Source organism: Acidisphaera sp. L21 (assembly GCF_009765685.1).
In the GTDB taxonomy this organism is placed as follows: domain Bacteria; phylum Pseudomonadota; class Alphaproteobacteria; order Acetobacterales; family Acetobacteraceae; genus LMUY01.
Genome location: NZ_LMUY01000124.1, coordinates 101,048 through 119,581, shown reverse-complemented (window position 1 = coordinate 119,581; position 18,534 = coordinate 101,048). Strand labels below are relative to the sequence as shown.

Annotated in this window: 18 protein-coding genes; 16 read left to right on the top strand and 2 right to left on the bottom strand. The window is 66.9% G+C overall.

Annotated features, from left to right (window positions below; all coding sequences use genetic code 11):
• The 5 genes from GSQ76_RS23965 to GSQ76_RS23945 form a co-directional block, all read left to right on the top strand.
• On the top strand, positions 1–461 hold a 461-nt coding region (locus GSQ76_RS23965), incomplete at its 5' end, for a Gfo/Idh/MocA family oxidoreductase (RefSeq protein ID WP_254070606.1).
• Positions 458–2,185: an FAD-binding protein gene (locus GSQ76_RS23960; RefSeq protein ID WP_158746619.1), complete on the top strand. Its 1,728-nt coding sequence runs from the start codon at positions 458–460 to the stop codon at positions 2,183–2,185. The genes GSQ76_RS23965 and GSQ76_RS23960, both read left to right, overlap by 4 nt.
• Positions 2,182–2,931 carry an SDR family NAD(P)-dependent oxidoreductase gene (locus tag GSQ76_RS23955; protein ID WP_158746618.1) on the top strand — a complete coding sequence of 250 codons (750 nt, stop codon included), beginning with the start codon at positions 2,182–2,184 and terminating at the stop codon, positions 2,929–2,931. The genes GSQ76_RS23960 and GSQ76_RS23955 overlap by 4 nt, the downstream gene beginning before the upstream one ends.
• Positions 2,931–3,776 (top strand): sugar phosphate isomerase/epimerase, encoded by an 846-nt coding sequence (locus GSQ76_RS23950; protein ID WP_158746617.1) that lies wholly within the window; start codon positions 2,931–2,933, stop codon positions 3,774–3,776. Before GSQ76_RS23955 ends, GSQ76_RS23950 begins: the two co-directional genes overlap by 1 nt.
• 117 nt (positions 3,777–3,893) lie before the next feature.
• Complete coding sequence (locus GSQ76_RS23945) at positions 3,894–4,574, top strand: hypothetical protein (protein ID WP_158746616.1); 681 nt, start codon at positions 3,894–3,896, stop codon at positions 4,572–4,574.
• A gap of 114 nt (positions 4,575–4,688) precedes the next feature.
• On the opposite strand, the gene GSQ76_RS23940 is transcribed toward GSQ76_RS23945, so the two are convergent.
• Together GSQ76_RS23940 and GSQ76_RS23935 are read right to left on the bottom strand one after the other, a co-directional pair.
• Complete coding sequence (locus GSQ76_RS23940) at positions 4,689–5,474, bottom strand: enoyl-CoA hydratase/isomerase family protein (protein ID WP_158746615.1); 786 nt, start codon at positions 5,472–5,474, stop codon at positions 4,689–4,691.
• Positions 5,475–5,626: 152 nt separating this feature from the next.
• Positions 5,627–6,241: a carboxymuconolactone decarboxylase family protein gene (locus GSQ76_RS23935; protein ID WP_158746614.1), complete on the bottom strand. Its 615-nt coding sequence runs from the start codon at positions 6,239–6,241 to the stop codon at positions 5,627–5,629.
• A 255-nt stretch (positions 6,242–6,496) separates the two neighbouring features.
• Here GSQ76_RS23935 and GSQ76_RS23930 point away from each other — a divergent pair, with 255 nt between their 5' ends.
• The 11 genes from GSQ76_RS23930 (at position 6,497) to GSQ76_RS23880 (ending at position 18,459) form a co-directional block, all read left to right on the top strand.
• Entirely contained in the window at positions 6,497–6,763 is a 267-nt protein-coding gene (locus GSQ76_RS23930; protein WP_158746613.1) for a (2Fe-2S)-binding protein, read from the top strand.
• Positions 6,760–8,190, top strand: coding sequence for an NAD(P)/FAD-dependent oxidoreductase (locus GSQ76_RS23925; RefSeq protein WP_216851260.1), 1,431 nt, complete (start codon positions 6,760–6,762; stop codon positions 8,188–8,190). The genes GSQ76_RS23930 and GSQ76_RS23925 overlap by 4 nt, the downstream gene beginning before the upstream one ends.
• Positions 8,187–9,323, top strand: coding sequence for an FAD-binding oxidoreductase (locus GSQ76_RS23920; protein WP_216851264.1), 1,137 nt, complete (start codon positions 8,187–8,189; stop codon positions 9,321–9,323). The genes GSQ76_RS23925 and GSQ76_RS23920 overlap by 4 nt, the downstream gene beginning before the upstream one ends.
• Complete coding sequence (locus tag GSQ76_RS23915) at positions 9,320–10,261, top strand: dihydrodipicolinate synthase family protein (RefSeq protein ID WP_158746611.1); 942 nt, start codon at positions 9,320–9,322, stop codon at positions 10,259–10,261. The genes GSQ76_RS23920 and GSQ76_RS23915 overlap by 4 nt, the downstream gene beginning before the upstream one ends.
• A complete protein-coding gene (locus tag GSQ76_RS23910) occupies positions 10,258–10,917 on the top strand; it encodes a GntR family transcriptional regulator (RefSeq protein ID WP_158746610.1) in 660 nt (219 codons plus the stop codon). Before GSQ76_RS23915 ends, GSQ76_RS23910 begins: the two co-directional genes overlap by 4 nt.
• 115 nt (positions 10,918–11,032) lie before the next feature.
• Positions 11,033–12,349 (top strand): ABC transporter substrate-binding protein, encoded by a 1,317-nt coding sequence (locus GSQ76_RS23905; protein WP_158746609.1) that lies wholly within the window; start codon positions 11,033–11,035, stop codon positions 12,347–12,349.
• A gap of 20 nt (positions 12,350–12,369) precedes the next feature.
• A complete protein-coding gene (locus GSQ76_RS23900; RefSeq protein ID WP_158746608.1) occupies positions 12,370–13,260 on the top strand; it encodes a carbohydrate ABC transporter permease in 891 nt (296 codons plus the stop codon).
• A gap of 11 nt (positions 13,261–13,271) precedes the next feature.
• A complete protein-coding gene (locus GSQ76_RS23895; protein ID WP_158746607.1) occupies positions 13,272–14,102 on the top strand; it encodes a carbohydrate ABC transporter permease in 831 nt (276 codons plus the stop codon).
• 4 nt (positions 14,103–14,106) lie between these two features.
• Positions 14,107–15,174 (top strand): ABC transporter ATP-binding protein, encoded by a 1,068-nt coding sequence (locus tag GSQ76_RS23890; protein ID WP_158746606.1) that lies wholly within the window; start codon positions 14,107–14,109, stop codon positions 15,172–15,174.
• Positions 15,155–17,146 carry an alpha/beta hydrolase domain-containing protein gene (locus GSQ76_RS23885; RefSeq protein ID WP_158746605.1) on the top strand — a complete coding sequence of 664 codons (1,992 nt, stop codon included), beginning with the start codon at positions 15,155–15,157 and terminating at the stop codon, positions 17,144–17,146. The genes GSQ76_RS23890 and GSQ76_RS23885 overlap by 20 nt, the downstream gene beginning before the upstream one ends.
• Complete coding sequence (locus tag GSQ76_RS23880; RefSeq protein WP_158746604.1) at positions 17,143–18,459, top strand: LLM class flavin-dependent oxidoreductase; 1,317 nt, start codon at positions 17,143–17,145, stop codon at positions 18,457–18,459. Before GSQ76_RS23885 ends, GSQ76_RS23880 begins: the two co-directional genes overlap by 4 nt.
• Positions 18,460–18,534: the final 75 nt, after the last annotated feature.

Genomic DNA, 18,534 nt, shown 5'->3' with positions numbered 1-18,534 from the left:
TGCGCGGGTTTGCCGTGGAAGACACCGCGGCAGTGCTGCTGCGTTTCGAGGGCGGGGCGTTGGGCACGGTGATGCTGTCCGACACCGCTGCCTCGCCATTCTGTTGGGACCAGACCGCAGGCGAGACCAAGCACTTCCCGCGCCACGCGGCCGACGCCTATCGCATCTCTGGCACCGAGGGAACGCTGGAACTGCCGTCGCTGACGCTGTGGCGTTACCCCGGCGCGCGCGGCTGGACCGAACGCTTCGAGGTGCAGCATCTGGAAGCCGAAACGGCGGACCCGCTGCAGCGGCAGACGCGCCACTTCCTGCGCGTGATCCGGGGCGAGGAGCCGCCCCTGGTGTCCGGCCTGGACGGCGCCCGCACCGTGGCGGCGACGCTGGCCGTGTCGCGCTCCGCGTTGGAGGGGCGGCCGATCCGGATCGACGAGATGATGGGTCCAGGAACCGTCGCAGCATGACCCGGTGGGACGAGCAAACCGACCTTCTGGTGTTCGGCGCCGGGGCAGGCGGCATGACGGCGGCTTTGGTCGGCAAGCTCGAAGGGCTGGACGTTCTGTTGTGCGAAAAGACTGAGGCGGCGGGTGGCATCACCGCCTCATCGGCCGGCTCGGCCTGGATTCCCGGCACCAGCCAGAGCCGGCTTGCAGGCGTCCCGGATACGGTCGAGCAAGGCCGGGCCTACCTCGATTCGGTGATCGGCACCCGGGGCGGCGATGCGGCGCGGGAGGTCTTTCTGCGAACCGGACCTGCCGTCATCGACGATCTGGAAGCCCGTAGCGCCGTGAAGTTTGCGGCCGCCACTGCCCACCCGGATTACCTCGGCAACCACCCGGGCGCGGCCTTCGGCGGACGCGCCCTGGTTCCGCTCGCCTTTGACGGGCGCCTGCTGGGGCCGGACTTCAAGCGCGTGCTGCCCCCCTGGCGGGAGTTCATGGTGCTCGGCGGCATGATGGTCACGCGGGCCGACATACCGGCGCTGCTGGCGCCGTTGCAGTCGCTGGCGAATCTGCGCCGGGTCGCCGCGCTGCTGGGGCGCCACGCCCTGGACCGGCTGCGCCACCGCCGGGGCACCAATCTTGTCATGGGCAACGCCCTTGTCGGCCGGCTGCTCTACAGCCTGCGCGAGGCCGGGGTGCCGATCCGGTTCGGAACCCGGCTGGTCGAGTTGGTCGGCGATGCCGGCCGCATCGCCGGCGCCGTGGTCGACGGACCAGGTGGGCGCCGCACGATCCGGGCGGAGCGGGGCGTCGTGCTGGCCACCGGCGGCCTGGCCCGCGACCCGGCCTTGCGCGCCACGCTGTTCCCGGAGGCGGCTCGATCCCTGTCGCTGGCGCCGGAAAGCCACACCGGCGACGCCGTCAACGCTGCGCTCGCGCAAGGCGGCATGCTGGATGATGCGATGGAAAGCCCCGGCCTGTGGATGCCCTGCTCGGTGCTGATGCGACAGGACGGCACGCAATCCGTCTGGCCGCACATCATCCTGGACCGTGCGAAGCCCGGGCTGATCGCGGTGAACGCCGCCGGCCGGCGCTTCTGCAACGAGGCCGACAGCTATCACGATGTCTGCATGGCCATGCTGCGAGCCGATGCCGTCTCCCCGGCGATCCCGGCGCACCTGATCGTGGACCGCCGCTTCATCGCCGATTACGGGCTCGGGCTCGTCCATCCCGGCACACGCAATCTGTCTCGCTTCATCCGCACCGGATATCTGATCGAAGCGCCGGACCTGCGCACGCTGGCCGTCCGGATCGGCGCCGATCCGGACGGGCTGGAGGCAACGGTCACCGCCCATAACGCGGCCGCGCGGACGGGCGTGGACCATGCGTTCGGCCGCGGCGAGAGCGACCTGAACCGCATCAACGGCGATCCGGCAAACAAGCCCAATCCATGCCTGCGGCCGATCGGGCCAGGCCCGTTCTACGCAGTGGCGGTACGCCCGGCAGATCTGGCGAGTAGCGCCGGGCTGGCCGGCGACGGCGACGGGCGCGTGCTGGACGCAGCCGGCACCCCGATCCCAGGCCTGTACGCCTGCGGCAACGATCTCGCCTCGATCTTCCGCGGCACCTATCCGGGCCCCGGCACCACCATCGGCCCGGCCCTGGTCTTTGGCTGGCGCGCCGCGCGGCATGCCGCCGGCCTGGCCGACGACCCCGTTCCCGCACGGCAGGAGGAGCACGCATGATGGAGTTCAGCACCGCGATCAACGGCCACGCCGCCATCGTCACCGGGGGCGCCCGCGGCTTCGGTCTGGGCATCGCCCGGCGCCTGGCCACTGCAGGATGCCGCGTGGCGCTTTGGGATCGCGGCTTCGACGGTTTCGATGCCGCGGCCGCCGGGTTCGAACCGGCGCTCTGCCAGACGGTGGACGTAGCGGATGCGGACGCGGTGTCCGCAGCCTTCGCCGATGCGGTCGCCGCGTTGGGACAGGTGCACATCCTGGTCAACAACGCCGGGGTGAATGGCCCGGTGATGCCAAGCTGGGAGTACTCGCTGGCCGACTGGCGCCGGGTCATGACGATCGACTTGGACGGCGTGTTTCACGGCTGCCGAGCCGCCATCCCGCATATGCGGGACCACGGATATGGCCGCATCGTCAACATTGCCTCGATCGCCGGGAAGGAGGGCAATCCGAATGGAGCGGCCTACGCAGCGGCAAAGGGAGGCGTCATCGCCTTCAGCAAATCGGTCGCCAAGGAACTCGTCGGCAGCGGTGTGATGGTCAACTGCCTGGCCCCCGCGATGGCGGAGACGGAACTGATGAAGGAGATGACCCCGGAGTTCATCGCCGCCATGAAGGCGAAGATCCCAATGGGCCGCTTCCTCCAAATCGAGGAGGTGGCGGAAATGGTCGCCTGGGTCGCCAGCCCGGCCTGCAGCTTCACGACCGGCTTCACGTTCGACCTCACCGGCGGCCGGGCTACTTACTGATGCGGCAACAAGCGATCCCCCCCTCCGCCCTCGTGGTGGAAAACCTGACGATCGGGCGCATGGAACCGGTGCGCTTCATCGAGGAGGCCGCCGCAGCCGGCTTCGGAGCCGTGGGGCTGCCGCTGGCCACCGCAACCCCCGTGCCGCTGGAGCACGGCATCGTTGGCAAACCCGCCACTATCGCCGCGATCCGGGCCGCGCTGCAGCGTACCGGAACCAGGCTGTTCGACGTCGAAGCATTCGTGCTCGCCCCAGGAATGACGATGCAGGATTACCGGCCCGTCCTGGAGGCAGGCGCCGAACTGGGTGCAGACTGCATTTCGGTGATCGGCGCACCTGTCGGCGGCCCCGCATCGTCGCCGCAGGACCGCATCGACCTCTTCGGCGCGCTTTGCGAGGAAGCCGGGCGACATGGGTTGCGTGTCGGGGTCGAGTGCATGCTTTACCGCGACATCCGGACGATCGCGGAGGCGCTGTTGCTGATCGAGGCGGCCGGGTCGGACGACACCGGGATCATCCTGGATGTGCTGCATCTGCATCGTGCCGGAATCGATGCCGCCGAGATCGCGGCGCTGCCGCCCCACCGTGTCGCCTACGCGCAGCTTTGCGACGTGGCGCCCGGCCCAGCACCCGCGATTGCGGCGCTGCCAACCGAGGCGCGGTCCGGCCGCCTTCATCCAGGCCAAGGCATTGCCGCCCTGCACGCCTTTCTGGCAGCCCTGCCTGAGGGCACGGCGCTGGCCGTGGAAACCCCGGTCGCGGCGGATGCCGGCCTGTCGACGGGCAAGCGTCTACAATTGGCCGCAGACCATGCCCGGCAATTCCTCCTGGATTGGGCCCGATAGCTGGCCTGTCACGCCGTCCGGTTTCCCCAGATGCCTCGGTTGCCTGCGAGGAGGGAGTGAGGCGTTGCCTATAAGGACCTGCTCCCTTGAGCAATGCGTTTGGAAGAGGATGATACAATGTTGCTAGGCCAGGCCGCCGTGGCCATGTGGTGGGATATCGCGCCGACCCTTCGTTCCGAGTTCCAGAACTGGCACTCGCACGAACATTTTCCCGAGCGCATGGGGATACCCGGCTTCCTCCGCGGCTCGCGTTGGACGGATCGTGACGGCGCTACCGGCGTCTTCGTCATGTACGAGCTGGACAGCCACGCGACGGTGGCGTCAGCGGCGTACCTGGACCGCCTGAACCATCCCACCCCGTGGTCGACCAAGATGATGCCGCATCACCTGAATATGGTCCGCAGCCTGTGCCGCGTAGCAGCCAGCCATGGCGGAGGCATCGCGGCGTTCATCGCGACCATTCGGTTCTCCCCCGCCGCCGGTCGGGGCGATACCGTCCGGCGCTATCTGGATCGGCGCCTGCCGGAGCTTGCCCACTTGCCCGGGTTATGTGGGGCTCACCTTCTGGTCACCGATATGCCGGGGAATATCTCGCAAACCGCGGAACAAGGGATACGCGGCGGGGACGGGATAGCGGACTGGGTCCTGGTGATCTCCGGCTACGACGAAGACGCGCTATGCGACGCCATCGATGCGGAGGTGACGGACTCTGGGCTGCTTGGGGCCGGCGTCGCGGTTGCGCCGATCATCGGCCGCTACCGCCTGTCACTTGCCATGTCGGCTGCGGATCTAGTTTGAGCCGTGCGACCGACGACGCAGGCCGGGCAGCCGGGTCGCGGCCTGCCGGTCGAGTTGGCGGGCGATGGCCCCGTCTGCGATGGCCCCGTCTGCGATGGCCCCGTCTGCGATGGCCTAAAATCCCTTGAAGACGGGCTTGCGCTTTTCGCGAAACGCCGCCAAGGCCTCCTGCGTGTCTTCCGTCTCTGCCAAAAGGGCGGTCTGCGACTGTTCGTATCGATAGCCGTCGCGGAGCGGCATTTCCTCCGTGAGGCCGAAGGAGCGTTTGGCGGCCATGACGGCCAGAGGCACCTTTTCCGCGATGGTTCGGGCAATAGCCTTCGCCTCTTCCACAAGCTGGGCTTTCGGGACGCAGGCCGACGCAACGTTCATGCGATAGAGTTCGGGCCCGGTGACGCGCTTGGCGGTGTAGATCATCAAGCGTGCATCGGAGGGGCTGAACGAACGCAGCACGTGGCGCACGCCGCCAGCCAGCCCGTAATCGACTTCCGTCATCGAGAGGAACGCCTCCTCCGCGACGATCAGGATGTCACACAGGAGGGCGAGCACGCATCCCGCGCCAATGGCGGCGCCATTGACCGCGGCAATGACCGGCTTGGGGCATTCGATGATGCAGTCGAATGCGGCGCGCACCAGGCGATTATGCCGCGCGTAGCCGCCCGGCTCGGCAAGGATGCCGGCACGTTCCGAAAGATCGGCGCCAGCGGAGAATGCTCGTCCGTCGGCCGCCAGCACGATGGCGCGTATATCGGTCTCGGCCCCCAGCACGTCGAATATCCGTACGCACTCCTCGCGAAACAGCCGATCCTGCGCGTTGACGGGGGGTGCCGCGATGGTGACCGTTGCGACGTGATCGGCGACCTCGACTTGAAATCGCTGTAGATCATCAAGGCCTCTCATGGGTCGTCTGTCCTTTCGAAACCGATGCGGTGCAGGTCCTTCTGCGTTATCCGGCGTGAGCGGACATGCATATCGTGCTTCCCACGGCGTCTGCAGCGGCAGTGACCCTGAAAACAACACCCGCCCGTAGATCCCTGACTTGGTGGCGCGCCTTACGTTGGATGGCCCCGCCGTGGCGACAGCGATGCCAAATCGTCCGCCGGATCAAGCGAATGCAGCGGCGATTGCGCCGCGTCAGGCAGCGGGATGCGGTGCAGGTTGAGAGCGATACAGACCATGGTGTAGAAGCCGATCACCGCCGTGAGCTCTACCACGCCGCGTACGCCCCACCGGGCCAGCACTGCGTCATAGGCCGTGTCGATCGCGTTTCCGGACATCTGTACTTGCCGGGCGAACTCATAGACGTCCGCTGCGTCGCCATCTGGAAACTCGGGGGCGGCACCGGTGCGGATCGCCTCTATGACTGCGGGATCTATCCCGGCTTGCGCTGCCCGGGCGGCATGTACTTGGAACTCCACTTGGCTGTTCCATCGGCGCCCGGCGACGATGATCGCCAACTCGACCAATGCTTGTGGCAGGATGGTCCGGTTGCGCAGCATGTCGCCCAGTTGCCACCACGCTTCTGCAAGTTCCGGGCTGTGAATGTTTGCGCGCTGTGGGCCGACCATGCCGCCGGTCGGACTGGCGACGATGCGATCGTACAGCGCGCGTTGCTCGGGTGACATGTCCGGGCGGTTGGGAAGCGGCACGCGGGGAAGGATCGCCATAGGGCAAGTCTACGCCGCCAAGCGCCGTGGTCAAACACGCCAGGCCGGCTGGCCACATGCCCCAGCTGCCCCGCAGGTGTCGACCTGGCAGGGAGATGATCAGCGCGAATTCGCCGAAGTGTCGTCACGTGATAAGCACCCTTCCCAAGGGTTGCCCAGGAACGACGCAGGCATCCGGCTGCAACGGGCGTCGGTGATACCATATTTACGGTATACGATCGATATGCCTATGCTGGGGCATCATTTGGGGGTGGCATGCCGCAGCGCGTGGATTTCAGCTTCGATGGCGTGCCCCTGACCGGATGGGCTGGCGACAATCTTGCGGCGGCGTTGATGCAGGCCGGGACGCGCCGTCTGCGCGATAGCCCCCGTGCGGGACAAGCCCGCGGGGCGTTCTGCCTGATGGGGTCGTGCCAGGAATGCATCGTGTGGGTGGATGGTGCGCGGCGGGAGGCCTGCCGCACGACCCTGCACGCCGGCATGGCCATCCGGTCCGGCACCATCGCGGATGTGGCGGTGTGAACGGTCGGGCAACCGATCTGGTCGTCGTTGGCGCCGGGCCAGCGGGCGCCGCGGCGGCGATGCAGGCGGCGGCGTTGGGCGTGCGCACCGTGCTGCTGGAGGACGAAGCGGCAGCGGGCGGCCAGGTGTATCGCGCGCCGGCGACGACCCGGGACATGGCCCGCTCGCCGGAGCGACGCCAGGGTGACGCGCTGCGGGCGGCGCTGGCGGGTAGCAGCGTGCAGGTGGAACACGGGCAGAAAGTCTGGTCGGTTTCGGGCCAGTACCGGGTGGATGTGCTGGGGCCGCAAGGGCCAGGCCACTGGCAGGCACCGGCGCTGATCGTCGCGACCGGGGCGTTGGAACGGGTAGTACCCTTCCCAGGCTGGACGCTACCCGGCGTGGTCGGCCTGGCCGCGGCGACGATCCTGCTGAAGGCGCACGGCATGGCGCCTGGCGAACGCACGCTGGTGGCTGGCGCCGGGCCGTTGCTGGCCGCGGTGGCGGTGGGCATCGTGAAGGCGGGGGGCAAGGTCGCCGCGGTCGTGGACCTGGCCACACCCGGCGAGTGGGCGGCGTGTCTGCCCGCCATGGCTGGCCGGCCGGATCTACTGGCGCGTGGTGCCGGGTGGCTGGCGCGGTTGCGGCTGGCGGGCGTCCCGATCCTGACCGGCCACGCATTGGCGGCAGTCGCCGCCACGCCGGACGGGCTGCGCGCGACCGTGCAACCCGTCGATTCGCTGGGGCGCCCGATCCCCGGCGGCGCGGCGACATCGTTCGAGGTGGATGCGGTGGCGGTCGGGCATGGGCTAATACCTTCGACCGACGTTACGAGGTTGTTGCGGGTGGAGCATTGGTTCGACCCGGCAAGCGTCACCTGGCGGCCGGCGCTGGACGCCGGGTTCCGCACCACGCGCGCGGGGGTCTATGTCGCAGGCGATGGGGGTGGCGTGCTGGGCGTGGCGGCGGCCGGGTTGCAGGGGCGGCTTGCCGGGCTGGCGGTGGCGCTGGATTTGGGACGGCTGAGCCAGGTGCAGCATGATGCGCGGGCGGAAAAGTTGCGGCGCAAGCTGGCACGCGCGGCGCGGTTCGGCGCCGCCATGGCCAGGATGATGGCGCCGCGCCCCGGCCAGTTTGCTGCCATCCCGGCGGACGCGATCGTTTGCCGGTGCGAGGATGTGACCCGCGCGGAGATCGAGGAGGCGGCGGCCGAAGGGGCGTGCGAGGTCAACCAGTTGAAGGCCTGGACACGTTGCGGCATGGGGCCGTGCCAGGGCCGGGTATGCGGCGACACGGCCGCGGCGTTGCTGGCGCAGTTCCACGCCAGCGACCGGGAAACCACGGGGCTGTTCACCGGGCGGACGCCGCTGCGCCCGCTGCCGCTGGACCAGCTGACCGGCGAATATGGTTACGCCGACATCACCCTGCCCCCGCCAGCGCCGCTGTGACGGAGGCCTTCGACGTAGCCGTCGTGGGTGCCGGCGTGATGGGCGCGACGACGGCGCTGCATTTGGCACGCGCGGGGATGCGGACGGCGTTGATCGACCGCGGTGCGATCTGCCGCGAGGCATCCGGGGTGAATGCGGGCACGCTGACGTTGCACATGACCCGGGCCGTGCTGATCCCATACGCCATACGCGGGCGGCAGCTTTGGCTGGATGCGCCAGACTGGCTGGGCATGGATGCGGGCGCGCGGGCCACGCCGGGCTTGTCGGTCGCCTTTACCCCGGCGGAGCGGGATATGCTGGAGCATCGTGCGGCGGCTCGGCGGGCGGAAGGGGCGCCGATCGAGTTGGTGACGCCGGCGCAGGCGCGCGCGATCGAGCCGGGGTTGAACGGGGACATCATCGCTGCTGCACATTGCGCGTTGGATGGGCATGTGACGGCGTATCTGACCGGCCGCGCGTATCGCCGGGCGCTGGTGGCGGCGGGGGCGACGCTGATGGAACAGCATCCGGTCGCGGGGATCGACCGCGCGGGCGGGCAGTTCGCGATCCGGGTTGCCGGGCAGCCTGCGGTGCGGGCGCGCCGGTTGGTGCTGGCGGGGGGCGTTTGGCTGGAGGCGATGCTCGGCTGGCTGGGGCTGCACGTGCCGGTGAAATGCCTGATCAACCAATTGGTGGTGACGGAGCGGATGCGGCCGGTGATGCGCAGCGTGTTGGGCATCGCCAACGGGCTGCTGTCGCTGAAGCAGTTCGAGAACGGCACCGTGCTGATCGGCGGCGGCTGGCAAGGCATCGGCGACCCGGCGCGCGGCGGGGTGGAGGCGATCCCGGATAATCTGATCGGCAATGTGCGGCTGGCGCGGGCGGCCATTCCGGCGCTGGCGGAGGGGCGCGTCGCGCGTATCTGGCTGGGATTGGAATCCGAAACCGCCGACGCGTTGCCGATGATCGGGCCGCTGCCGGGCATAGGCGATGCCTACGTGATCGGGTGCGTGCATTCCGGCTACACCAGCGGCCCGTTCATGGGCAAACTGCTGGCCGACCACATTCTGGACCGCGAGCCGGAGCTGCCGCTGTTCGACCCGGCGCGGCTGGTGCAGCCGCAGCGTGCCGCAACCCTGGAGAAAACGCCGTGATCCCGAGCCACACCCGGCCGTTCCGCGGCATTTACACGGCCACGCTGGTGCCGCTGGATGACCAGGACAGGATCGATACCGATCGGCTGGCGCAGCATTTCGCCGCGGCGGTGGCGACGGATGGGATCGTCGGCGTGCTGTGCAATGGGCATGCGGGCGAGGTATTCCTGCTGAGCCGGGAGGAGCGGCGGCTGGTGGTGCAGACGGCACGCGAGGTGATCGGAAACCGCGCCATCATCGTGTCCGGCGTGTTGTGCGAGGAGAGCGGCGAGGCGCAGCGCCATGCGGCGGATGCGCAGGCGGCGGGCGCGGACGCGCTGCTGGTCTTCCCGCCGTTTTCCTGGGCGTTGTCGCAGGAGACGGGGATGGTGCTGCGGCATCACCAGGCGATCGCGCGGGCCGTGGATATGCCGATGATGCTGTACCAGGCGGGGGTGCGGGCGGGGACGCTCGCCTATCCGGCGGAGACGCTGGAGCAGTTGGTGCAATTGCCGCAGGTGGTGGGGATCAAGGAAGGCAGTTGGGAAACGGCGGCCTACGACGTCAACCGGCGCCTGGTGGCGCAGGCGGCGCCGCATGTGGAGATGATGGCCTCGGGCGACGAGCATTTGCTGCCGTGTTTCGCGATCGGCAGCGATGGCAGCCTGGTGAGCCTGGCGGTGCTGTTGCCGGAGGAGATCGTGGCGCTGGATCGCGCCATCCAGCGGGGCGACATGGCCACGGCGCGAGCGATGCACGCGCGGATCCAGCCGCTGGCGAATGCGATCTACGGCACGGCGCCGGGCGGGCTGGCAACGGTGCGGCTGAAGGCGTGCATGGAATTGCTGGGGCGCTGGCCGAGCGGGCACGGGCGGCAGCCGATCGGCGCGCTGGACGCAGCGGAAATGGCGCGGTTGCGGGGTGCCCTGGTGGCGGCCGGATTGATGGGGGCGCGATGAGCATCGACGCGCTGGAGTTTGGCGACGATCTGAACCTGGCCGACCAGGCGTACGAACAATTGCGCCGGCTGATCCTGATGCGGCAATTGCCGGGGGGCACCTTCGTGGTGGAGGGCAAGCTGGCCGAGCAACTCCACATCTCCCGCACGCCGATGCGGGAGGCGATTTTGCGGCTGGCGGCGGAGGGGCTGTTGGTCAAACACGGCTCCCGCTCGTTCGCGGTGCGCCGGGTGACGCCGACCGAATTCTTCCAGGCGATGCGGGTGCGCGAATTGCTGGAATGCGAGGCGATCCGTCTGGCGATGGGCAAGATCCCGGCCGAGGCGATCGCCGCCGTGAAAGTGGATATTGCCCGGCTGGCGACGGCGCAGACGCAGGAGCGTGCGCATTGGGATGCGGATGACCGGATGCACCTGATGTTCCCCGATGCGTCTGGCAATGAGGTGTTGGGCCGGCTGATCCGCCAAATTCGGGTAACGACGCGGCTGTTCGAAATCTCCAGCCCGTTCCGCCGGGTGAAAGAGGACGGGGCGGAACATCTGGCGATTCTGAAGGCGTACGCGAAAGGCGATGTAGCGGCAACGGTCGAGGCGTTGCGCACGCATATTCGCAACCTATCGTCCGATGCGATGGCAATTATCAGTGGCGCTGCATAAAGCCTGGGCAGTGCCGTGACGCCGCGCCAACAATGCCGTTCGATTGAGCGGATTTACGGTATACGAACCGCATATGATGTGCACACTACATGCGGCGGTGATGAAAGGTGCTGACATGACGACCATGACGATGAACCGGCGGTCTTTGCTGGTGGGTGCGACTGCCATGGGATCGCTTGCCATGCCGGGTGTATTGCGGGCGCAGAGCCGCGCGATGGTGTTTTGGACGACGCAGCGTGCGCCGGAACAGACTGCCGTTTACAATGAGATCTTTGCCGGGTTTGCGAAGGACAATCCTGGCGTGACCGTCTCGGTCCAGGCGTTCCAGGAAGAGGAGTTGCTGCCGAAGCTGGCGGCTACGCTCGCCGGGGGCACCCCGCCGGATCTGATCTCCCATATGCCGCCGGAATTCGTGATGCAGCTGAATGCGCAGGGGTTGCTGCAGCCGGTCGACGACATCATCAAGACGGTGGGCGAGCAGGATTTCTATCCGAACTCGCTGGAGCTGCTGCACGACGACAAGGGCGGATATTATCCGGGGCTGGCGATCGTCAACTCCACCACCACCGGGCCGCTATGGTATCGCAAGGACCTGGTCGGCGCCGATGGGCCGGCGGCCTTCACGACTTGGGAGTCGATGCTGGCGACGGCCAAGCGCACCAACCGCCGCGGCGTGTTCGGCACGATCTATCCGTTCGGCAAAACCAGCATGGGCGACAAGCTGCTGCTGCAGACGATCTGGCGCAGCGGCGGGTTCGTGCTGAACCCGGATGGCTCGGTCGGGTTCAACTCGCCCGCCACGGTGGCGGCGTTCGAGTTCATCAGGGAGCTGTTGCAATACTCGCCGGCCGGGTCGGCGAATTATGCTTATACCGAGACGGTGAACGGGTTCGTAGAAGGGCGCGCGGCGTCGGCGCCGTATTCCGGTCGTGTGCTGATCAACGTGCAGAGCCAGAACCCGAAGCTGGCGGACGAGATTTCCGTGGTGCCGTTCCCGATGGGGCCGAATGGGCGGGACGTGTTCGTGGGGGATTTCCAGTCTTTGGTCATTCCAAAGGCGGCGAAGGATCACGATCTATCCAAAAAGCTGGCGCTGAGCCTGCTGCAGAAGGACAATTACATCAAGTTCCTGCACACCACGCCCAGCCATAATTTGCCGAACCTGAAGTCGATCGCGACATCGGCGGAGTTCAACGCCAACCCGATCATCACCCGCTACCAGAAGGAAGTGGCCGTGATGGTGACGGCGACGGCGAAGGGGCGCTCGCTGTTGAAGGAGTCGAGCGCGCATCCGACCAACGTGAAAGCCGGTGTGATCCTCGGCTCCCGCGTGATGGTGGAGGCGCTGCAGGATGTGGTGATCGGCGGATTGACCCCGCAGGCCGCGGCCGCGCGTGGAGCGGACCGGATTGCCGCGCTCCTGAAGGCGTGAGGACGGAGCGCGTGGCTGGAATGACGCTCGCCACGCGCAACGCGGCCTTCGGCTATTTGCTGATGGCGCCCAGCGTGCTGTTCTTCGTGATCCTGATCGCCTATCCGCTGGGCCAGACGCTGGTGATCAGCCTGTATCACATGAGCACGCTGACCCGGACCGGTGAGTTCATCGGGGCGGCGAACTACACGGCACTGCTGCAATCCGGCGAGTTCTGGAACGCGTTCGGCAATACGCTGATCTGGACGGTGGGGTGTCTGGCACTGCAATTGGGATTGGGCGTGGCCTTCGCACTGATCTTGCACGGGAAGCTGTTCTTGCGCCCGATAGCACGCGCGCTGGTGCTGTTCCCGTATTTGCTGAGCACCGTCGTCGCCGTGCTGGTGTGGCAATGGCTGTTCAACGATCTGTACGGGTATTTGAATTACCTGGCCGAGGAGTACGGCGTGGTGGACGGCCCGATCAATTGGTTGGGCCAGTCGCCGAATGCGATGATCAGCGTGATCGTGGTGGCGGCGTGGAAGCAGTTTCCGTTCGTGACCATCGCGGTGCTGGCGCGACTGCAGGGCATTCCGAAGGCGCTGTATGACGCGGCGAAGATCGATGGTGCCAATGCCTGGTCGCGGTTTTGGGACATCACCGTGCCGCAACTGAAGCCGGTGCTGGCCATGGTGATCATCCTGCGCACGATCTGGGACTTCAAGGAATTCGACCTGATCTTCATGATGACGGGAGGCGGCCCACGGTCCAGCACCGAAACGCTGCCGCTGCTGGTGTATAAGGAAGTCTTCCCCAAGCTGAGCATGGGCAGCGGGGCGGCGATCGCGATGATCATGCTGGCCATCATGCTGGTGTTCTTCTGGATCTACGCCGGGCAGTACGACCGCGAAGAAAGCGCGCGCACACGATGACGGGGGCGCGCATGCTTCGGCTGGGTGGGCGCATCTGCCGCGACGTGCTGGTGTGGGCGGCGATCGGACTCATCTCCTTCCCGCTGGTCTGGATGGTGCTGACGTCGCTGAAACCGCGGATCGAAACCAACGGCTACCCGCCGAGCTTTCTGCCGAGCAGCCTGACGCTGGTGCATTATTACGACCTGCTGTTTCGTACCGGGTTCGGGCAGTTGTTCGTCAATAGCCTGTTCGTGTCGCTCACCAGTACGCTGGTGGCGGTGTTGTTCGGGATCGCTGGCGCCTATGGCCTGGTGCGGTTCCGGTTTGCGGCGCGGGGGTTGATGGCACGCCTGGTGCTGTTCGCATACCTGCTGCCGGCGGTGGTGTTGTTGGTGCCGCTGTATGTGATCGTCGCCTCCATCGGGCTGAATGGGTCGCTTTGGGGGCTGGTGATCACCGACACGACCTTCGCCCTGCCCTTCGCATTATGGCTGCTGCGCGCGTTCGTGGCTGCGTTGCCCCCGGATATCGAGGCAGCGGCGGCAATCGACGGCGCGGGGCGGTTCGCCATCCTGTTTGAAATCGTCATTCCGCAGGCCTTGCCGGGCATCCTGGCGACGGCGGTGTTCACCTTCATCATGGCCTATAACGAGTACCTGTATGCGCTGGTCTTCATCAACGCCGACCAGAGCATGACCTTGCCACCCGGCGTGCTGCGCCTCGTGAAAGAATCCTATGACATCGACTGGAATTTGATGATGGCGGCCGCGGTCGTCATCACCATGCCGATCCTGCTGCTGTTCGCGTTGGTGCAGCGGCATTTCGGCCAGGGCCTGGGCGCCGGTTCGGTGAAGGGCTAGGGCGATGGCCGCGATATCGCTCGACCATATTCGCAAATCCTACGGTGCGCACGTCATCGTCGACAATTTGTGCATCGACGTGCAGGCCGGGGAGTTCCTGACGCTGCTGGGCCCGAGCGGCTGCGGCAAGTCGACCATCCTGCGCATGATCGCGGGGCTGGACAGCCCGAGTGCGGGCGGCATCCTGTTCGACGGGCGGCGGATGAACGACGTGCTGCCGGCCGATCGCAACATCGCCATGGTGTTCCAAAGTTACGCGCTGTATCCGCATATGACGGTGCGGCAGAATTTGGAATACCCGCTGCGCAAGCGCCGGGTCCCTGCCCAGCAACGGGCTGCGATGGTGGACAACGTGGCCGGTATTCTGCAGATCGGGCCGTTGCTGGACCGGCGGTCCTCCCAACTCTCGGGTGGGCAGCAGCAGCGGGTGGCGTTGGGGCGGGCGATGATCCGTAGCCCGGACGTGTTCCTGTTCGACGAGCCGTTGAGCAATCTGGATGCCACGTTGCGCGCGCATATGCGGGCCGAGATCATCCAACTGCACCAGCGGTTGGGCAAGACGATGGTCTACGTCACGCACGATCAGATCGAGGCGATGACCATGTCGACCCGCATCGCGGTGCTGGAGGGCGGCAAGCTGCTGCAACTCGGGCCGCCGGCGGAGGTATATGCGCGCCCGGCAACGCGGTTCGTCGCATCGTTCGTCGGCACGCCGCGGATGAACTTCTTGCCGGGCGCGTTGGTGCCGGGTGGGTTTCGGGCGGACGGGTTGGCGTTGGAGATTGCCGTCGCGCACGCTGCCGATGCGGTCCGGGTGACGGCGGGCGTGCGTCCGCAGGATTTGCTGCTGGCGAAGGACGGCCTGCCCGCCCGCGTGACGCTGGTGGAGCGGACCGGGCAGGAGACGCTGGTGACGACGAGCGCCGGTGCGCAAACCCTGGTGTTGCGGCTGGACGAAAGCTGCAAGCTGCGAATTGGCGACGAGATCGCGATCGGCGTGCGGCCCGGCAAGTTGCATTTGTTCGACGAGGCCAGCGGCGAAAGATTGGGCAATGATGACTGTCACCCTTGAGATCACCGAGCGTGGGGCGTTTGCGGGCGGGCACAGCTTCGGCGAGTCCGGGCCGTATGAACGCCTGGTCGGGCGTGCGCATTACCGGGTGGATCCGAAAGCCCCAGCGCAGGCGCATGTGTTCGACATCGACAAGGCGCCGGTGGATGAGGACGGCATGGTCTGCTTCAGCGGCGACATCGCTATGCTGATCCCGCAGGGGCCGGGCAGCCGCCGGATGCTGTTCGATTACGGCAATCGCGGCAACAAGCGAGCGGTCCCATTCTTCAACGACGCGCCCGCCGGCAACGACCCGCGCAGCCTGGCAGATGCCGGGAACGGGTTTCTCATGCGGCGCGGCCACAGCGTTGTATGCGCCGCGTGGCAGGGCGATCTACTGGCCGGCAATCAGCGGATGCTGCTGGATCTACCGGTCGCGAGCGATGGCGGCCGGCCGCTGGAGGGGGTGATCCGCACCGAATATATCGGGCGCGAGGGCGTTACCACCTTCCCGCTCAGCGGCTGGTCGACGACGCGCAGCCACCCCACCGTGTCGCTGGACACGCGCCGGGCCACGCTGACCCGGCGGCGGTATCCGGACAGCGCGCGGGAGGTGCTGCCGCCGGATGCATGGTGTTTCGCACGGGCGGAGAGCGGCACCGGGCTGGACAACCAGGGGGATGAGACGGCGCTGGTCCCGTCCGATATCCATGTGCACATTCCGGCGGGATTCCAGTCCGGCTGGATCTACGAGCTGATCTACACGGGGCGCGATCCATTGGTGTTGGCGTTGGGCCACGTGGCGGTGCGGGATTTCGTGTCGTTCCTGCGGCATGACGACACTGAGGCGAATCCTTTGCGTGGCCGGGTGGAGCGGGCCTATGCATGGGGCCGCTCGCAGACCGGGCGCGCCATGCGGGATTTCGTCTATCGCGGGTTCAATGGGGATGGCGAAGGGCGCCGGGTATTCGACGGCATCATCCCGCACGTGGCAGGCGCCGGAAAATTGGCACTGCACCGCTTTGCCGTGCTGACCGCATCGGGTGGGCAGCAATTCGAGGATCATTTCGTTGCCGCCGACCGGTTCCCGTTCAGCTATGCGGAAACCACCGATCACCTGACCGGGCGCACCGATGCGATCCTGAAGCGGCCGGAGACAGATCCGCTGGTGATGCACAGCCAGACCGCGTCGGAATATTGGCAGCGCCGCGGGTCGCTGGTGCACACGGATACCCTTGGTAACGATCTGCCGCAGCCGGATGGCGTGCGGGTTTATGCCTGGGCCAGTTCGCAGCATTCCGCCGACCCAAATCTGCGCCGTCCGGTAAAGGGGCGGGCGCAGAGCGTGCTGAACGTCGTCTCCACCTCGATGCTGTTCCGCGCCATGTTGGATGCAATGGACCGCTGGGCGAGTGAGGGCGTGCTGCCGCCAGCCAGCCGGATGCCGACCCGGGCGGATGGCACGCTGGTTGATATCCAGACCTGGCGCGCCCAATTCCCCGCCATCCCCGGCATCGCCACACCACGCACCGCCAACGAATTGCCGCTGCTGGATTTCGGGCCGGAGATCGACCAGGGCGTGGTGACCCAGGAACCGCCCAAGCCTATCGGTGACGCTTACTACCCCGTGCTGCTGCCGGCGGTGGATGCGGACGGCAATGAGGTCGCCGGCGTGCGTGCCCCGATGGTGGCGGCCCCGCTGGCGTCGTATACCGGCTGGAACATTCGCGCCCGGGGCTACGGCCATGGCGGGCTGTACGAGTTCACCGGCAGCACCATCCCCCTCCCCGACACCGACGACGAAGCCGCCGCGACTGGTGACCCGCGCCGCTCTGTGCTGGCGCGGTACGGCTCGCCAGAGGGTTATGTTGCGGCCATTGGGGAGGCGGCGCGCGCCCTGGTCGCGGCCGGGCTGATGCTGGAGGAGGATGTCGAACGATCCATGGCCGCCGCCGCCAATTGGAGCCGGCCTTTGCACGAGGTTTTACTGTGAGCACGCGACCACGCCAGATCCATCTCGGCTGCTTTCCGATCCATCTCGGCGGCAATGTCGGCGCCTGGCGCCATCCGGCGATGCAGGCGGATGGGTCCACCAGCCTGGCGTTCGTGCTGAACCTGGCGCGCATCGCCGAGGCCGGCAAGTTGGATATCCTGTTCATCGCCGACTCGCTGTATGCCAGCGAGAACTCCACCCCGTTCGATGTGAACCATTTCGAGCCGATCACCATCCTGTCCGCCGCGGCCGCGGTGACGACGCGGGTGGGGCTGGTGGCGACGATGTCCACGTCCTACAGCGCACCGTTCAACACGGCGCGGCAGATCGCCTCGATGGATCGGTTGAGCGGCGGCAGGGTGGCGTGGAACGCCGTCACCTCATCCAACGCCGGGGCGGCGCGCAATTATGGTGGCGAGCCGCAGATGGAGCACGATCTGCGCTATCACGTGGCGCAGGAATATATCGAGGTCGTGAAGGGGCTGTGGGATTCGTGGGAAGATGACGCGTTCCCGCGGGACAAGGCGGCCGGGCGCTACGTCGATTTCAGCAAGATGCACCGGCTGAACCACAAGGGGGAATTCTACCAGGTGCAGGGGCCGCTGAATATCGAACGGTCGGTCCAGGGGCGGCCGGTGATCTTCCAGGCGGGTGCGTCCGAGGCGGGGCGCCAATTGGCGGCGCTGCACGCGGACGCCGTGTTCTCCAACCGGGAGACGATCGAGGAGTGCCGGATCTATACGGCCGATTTGCGTGATCGCGCAGCCAAGCTGGGCCGGCCGGAGGGGGAGTTGCTGGTGTTCCCGGTGATCACCCCGATCGTCGGCGGGACGGAGGCGGAGGCCAAGCGCCGGGCGCAGGAGTTGAACGAGTTGTTGGATCCGCCAACCGCGCTGGCGTTCCTCAGCCGGTACTTCAACTCGTATGATTTTTCGGGATACGATTTGGATGGGCCTACGCCGGATTTGAGCGGCATCGTCGGCAGCAGCAATCGATCGTCCGCCGAATATCTGATGCGGATTGCGCGGGAGGATCATCTGACGCTGCGGCAACTGGCGTATCGCGCCGCAGCCCCGCGTGGCGACTTCACCGGCACGCCGGAGCAGATTGCCGACCGGCTGCAATTGTATTTCGAGACGCAGGCCTGTGACGGGTTCATGATTGCGACCGACATCAGCCCGCGCGGGTTGAGCGCGGTGGTGGATCACGTGGTGCCGATCCTGCAGAAACGCGGTCTCTTTCGCACGGAGTACGAGGGCGAGACGCTGCGAAGCCATCTGGACCTGCCGGTTCCGGCCAATCGTTACGTCTGATCGGCGGACCAACGGCCGATTGTCACCATGTGCAAGACCCGGTGCTTGTGCGGTGCAGCAGAGTCTGTCGAGATC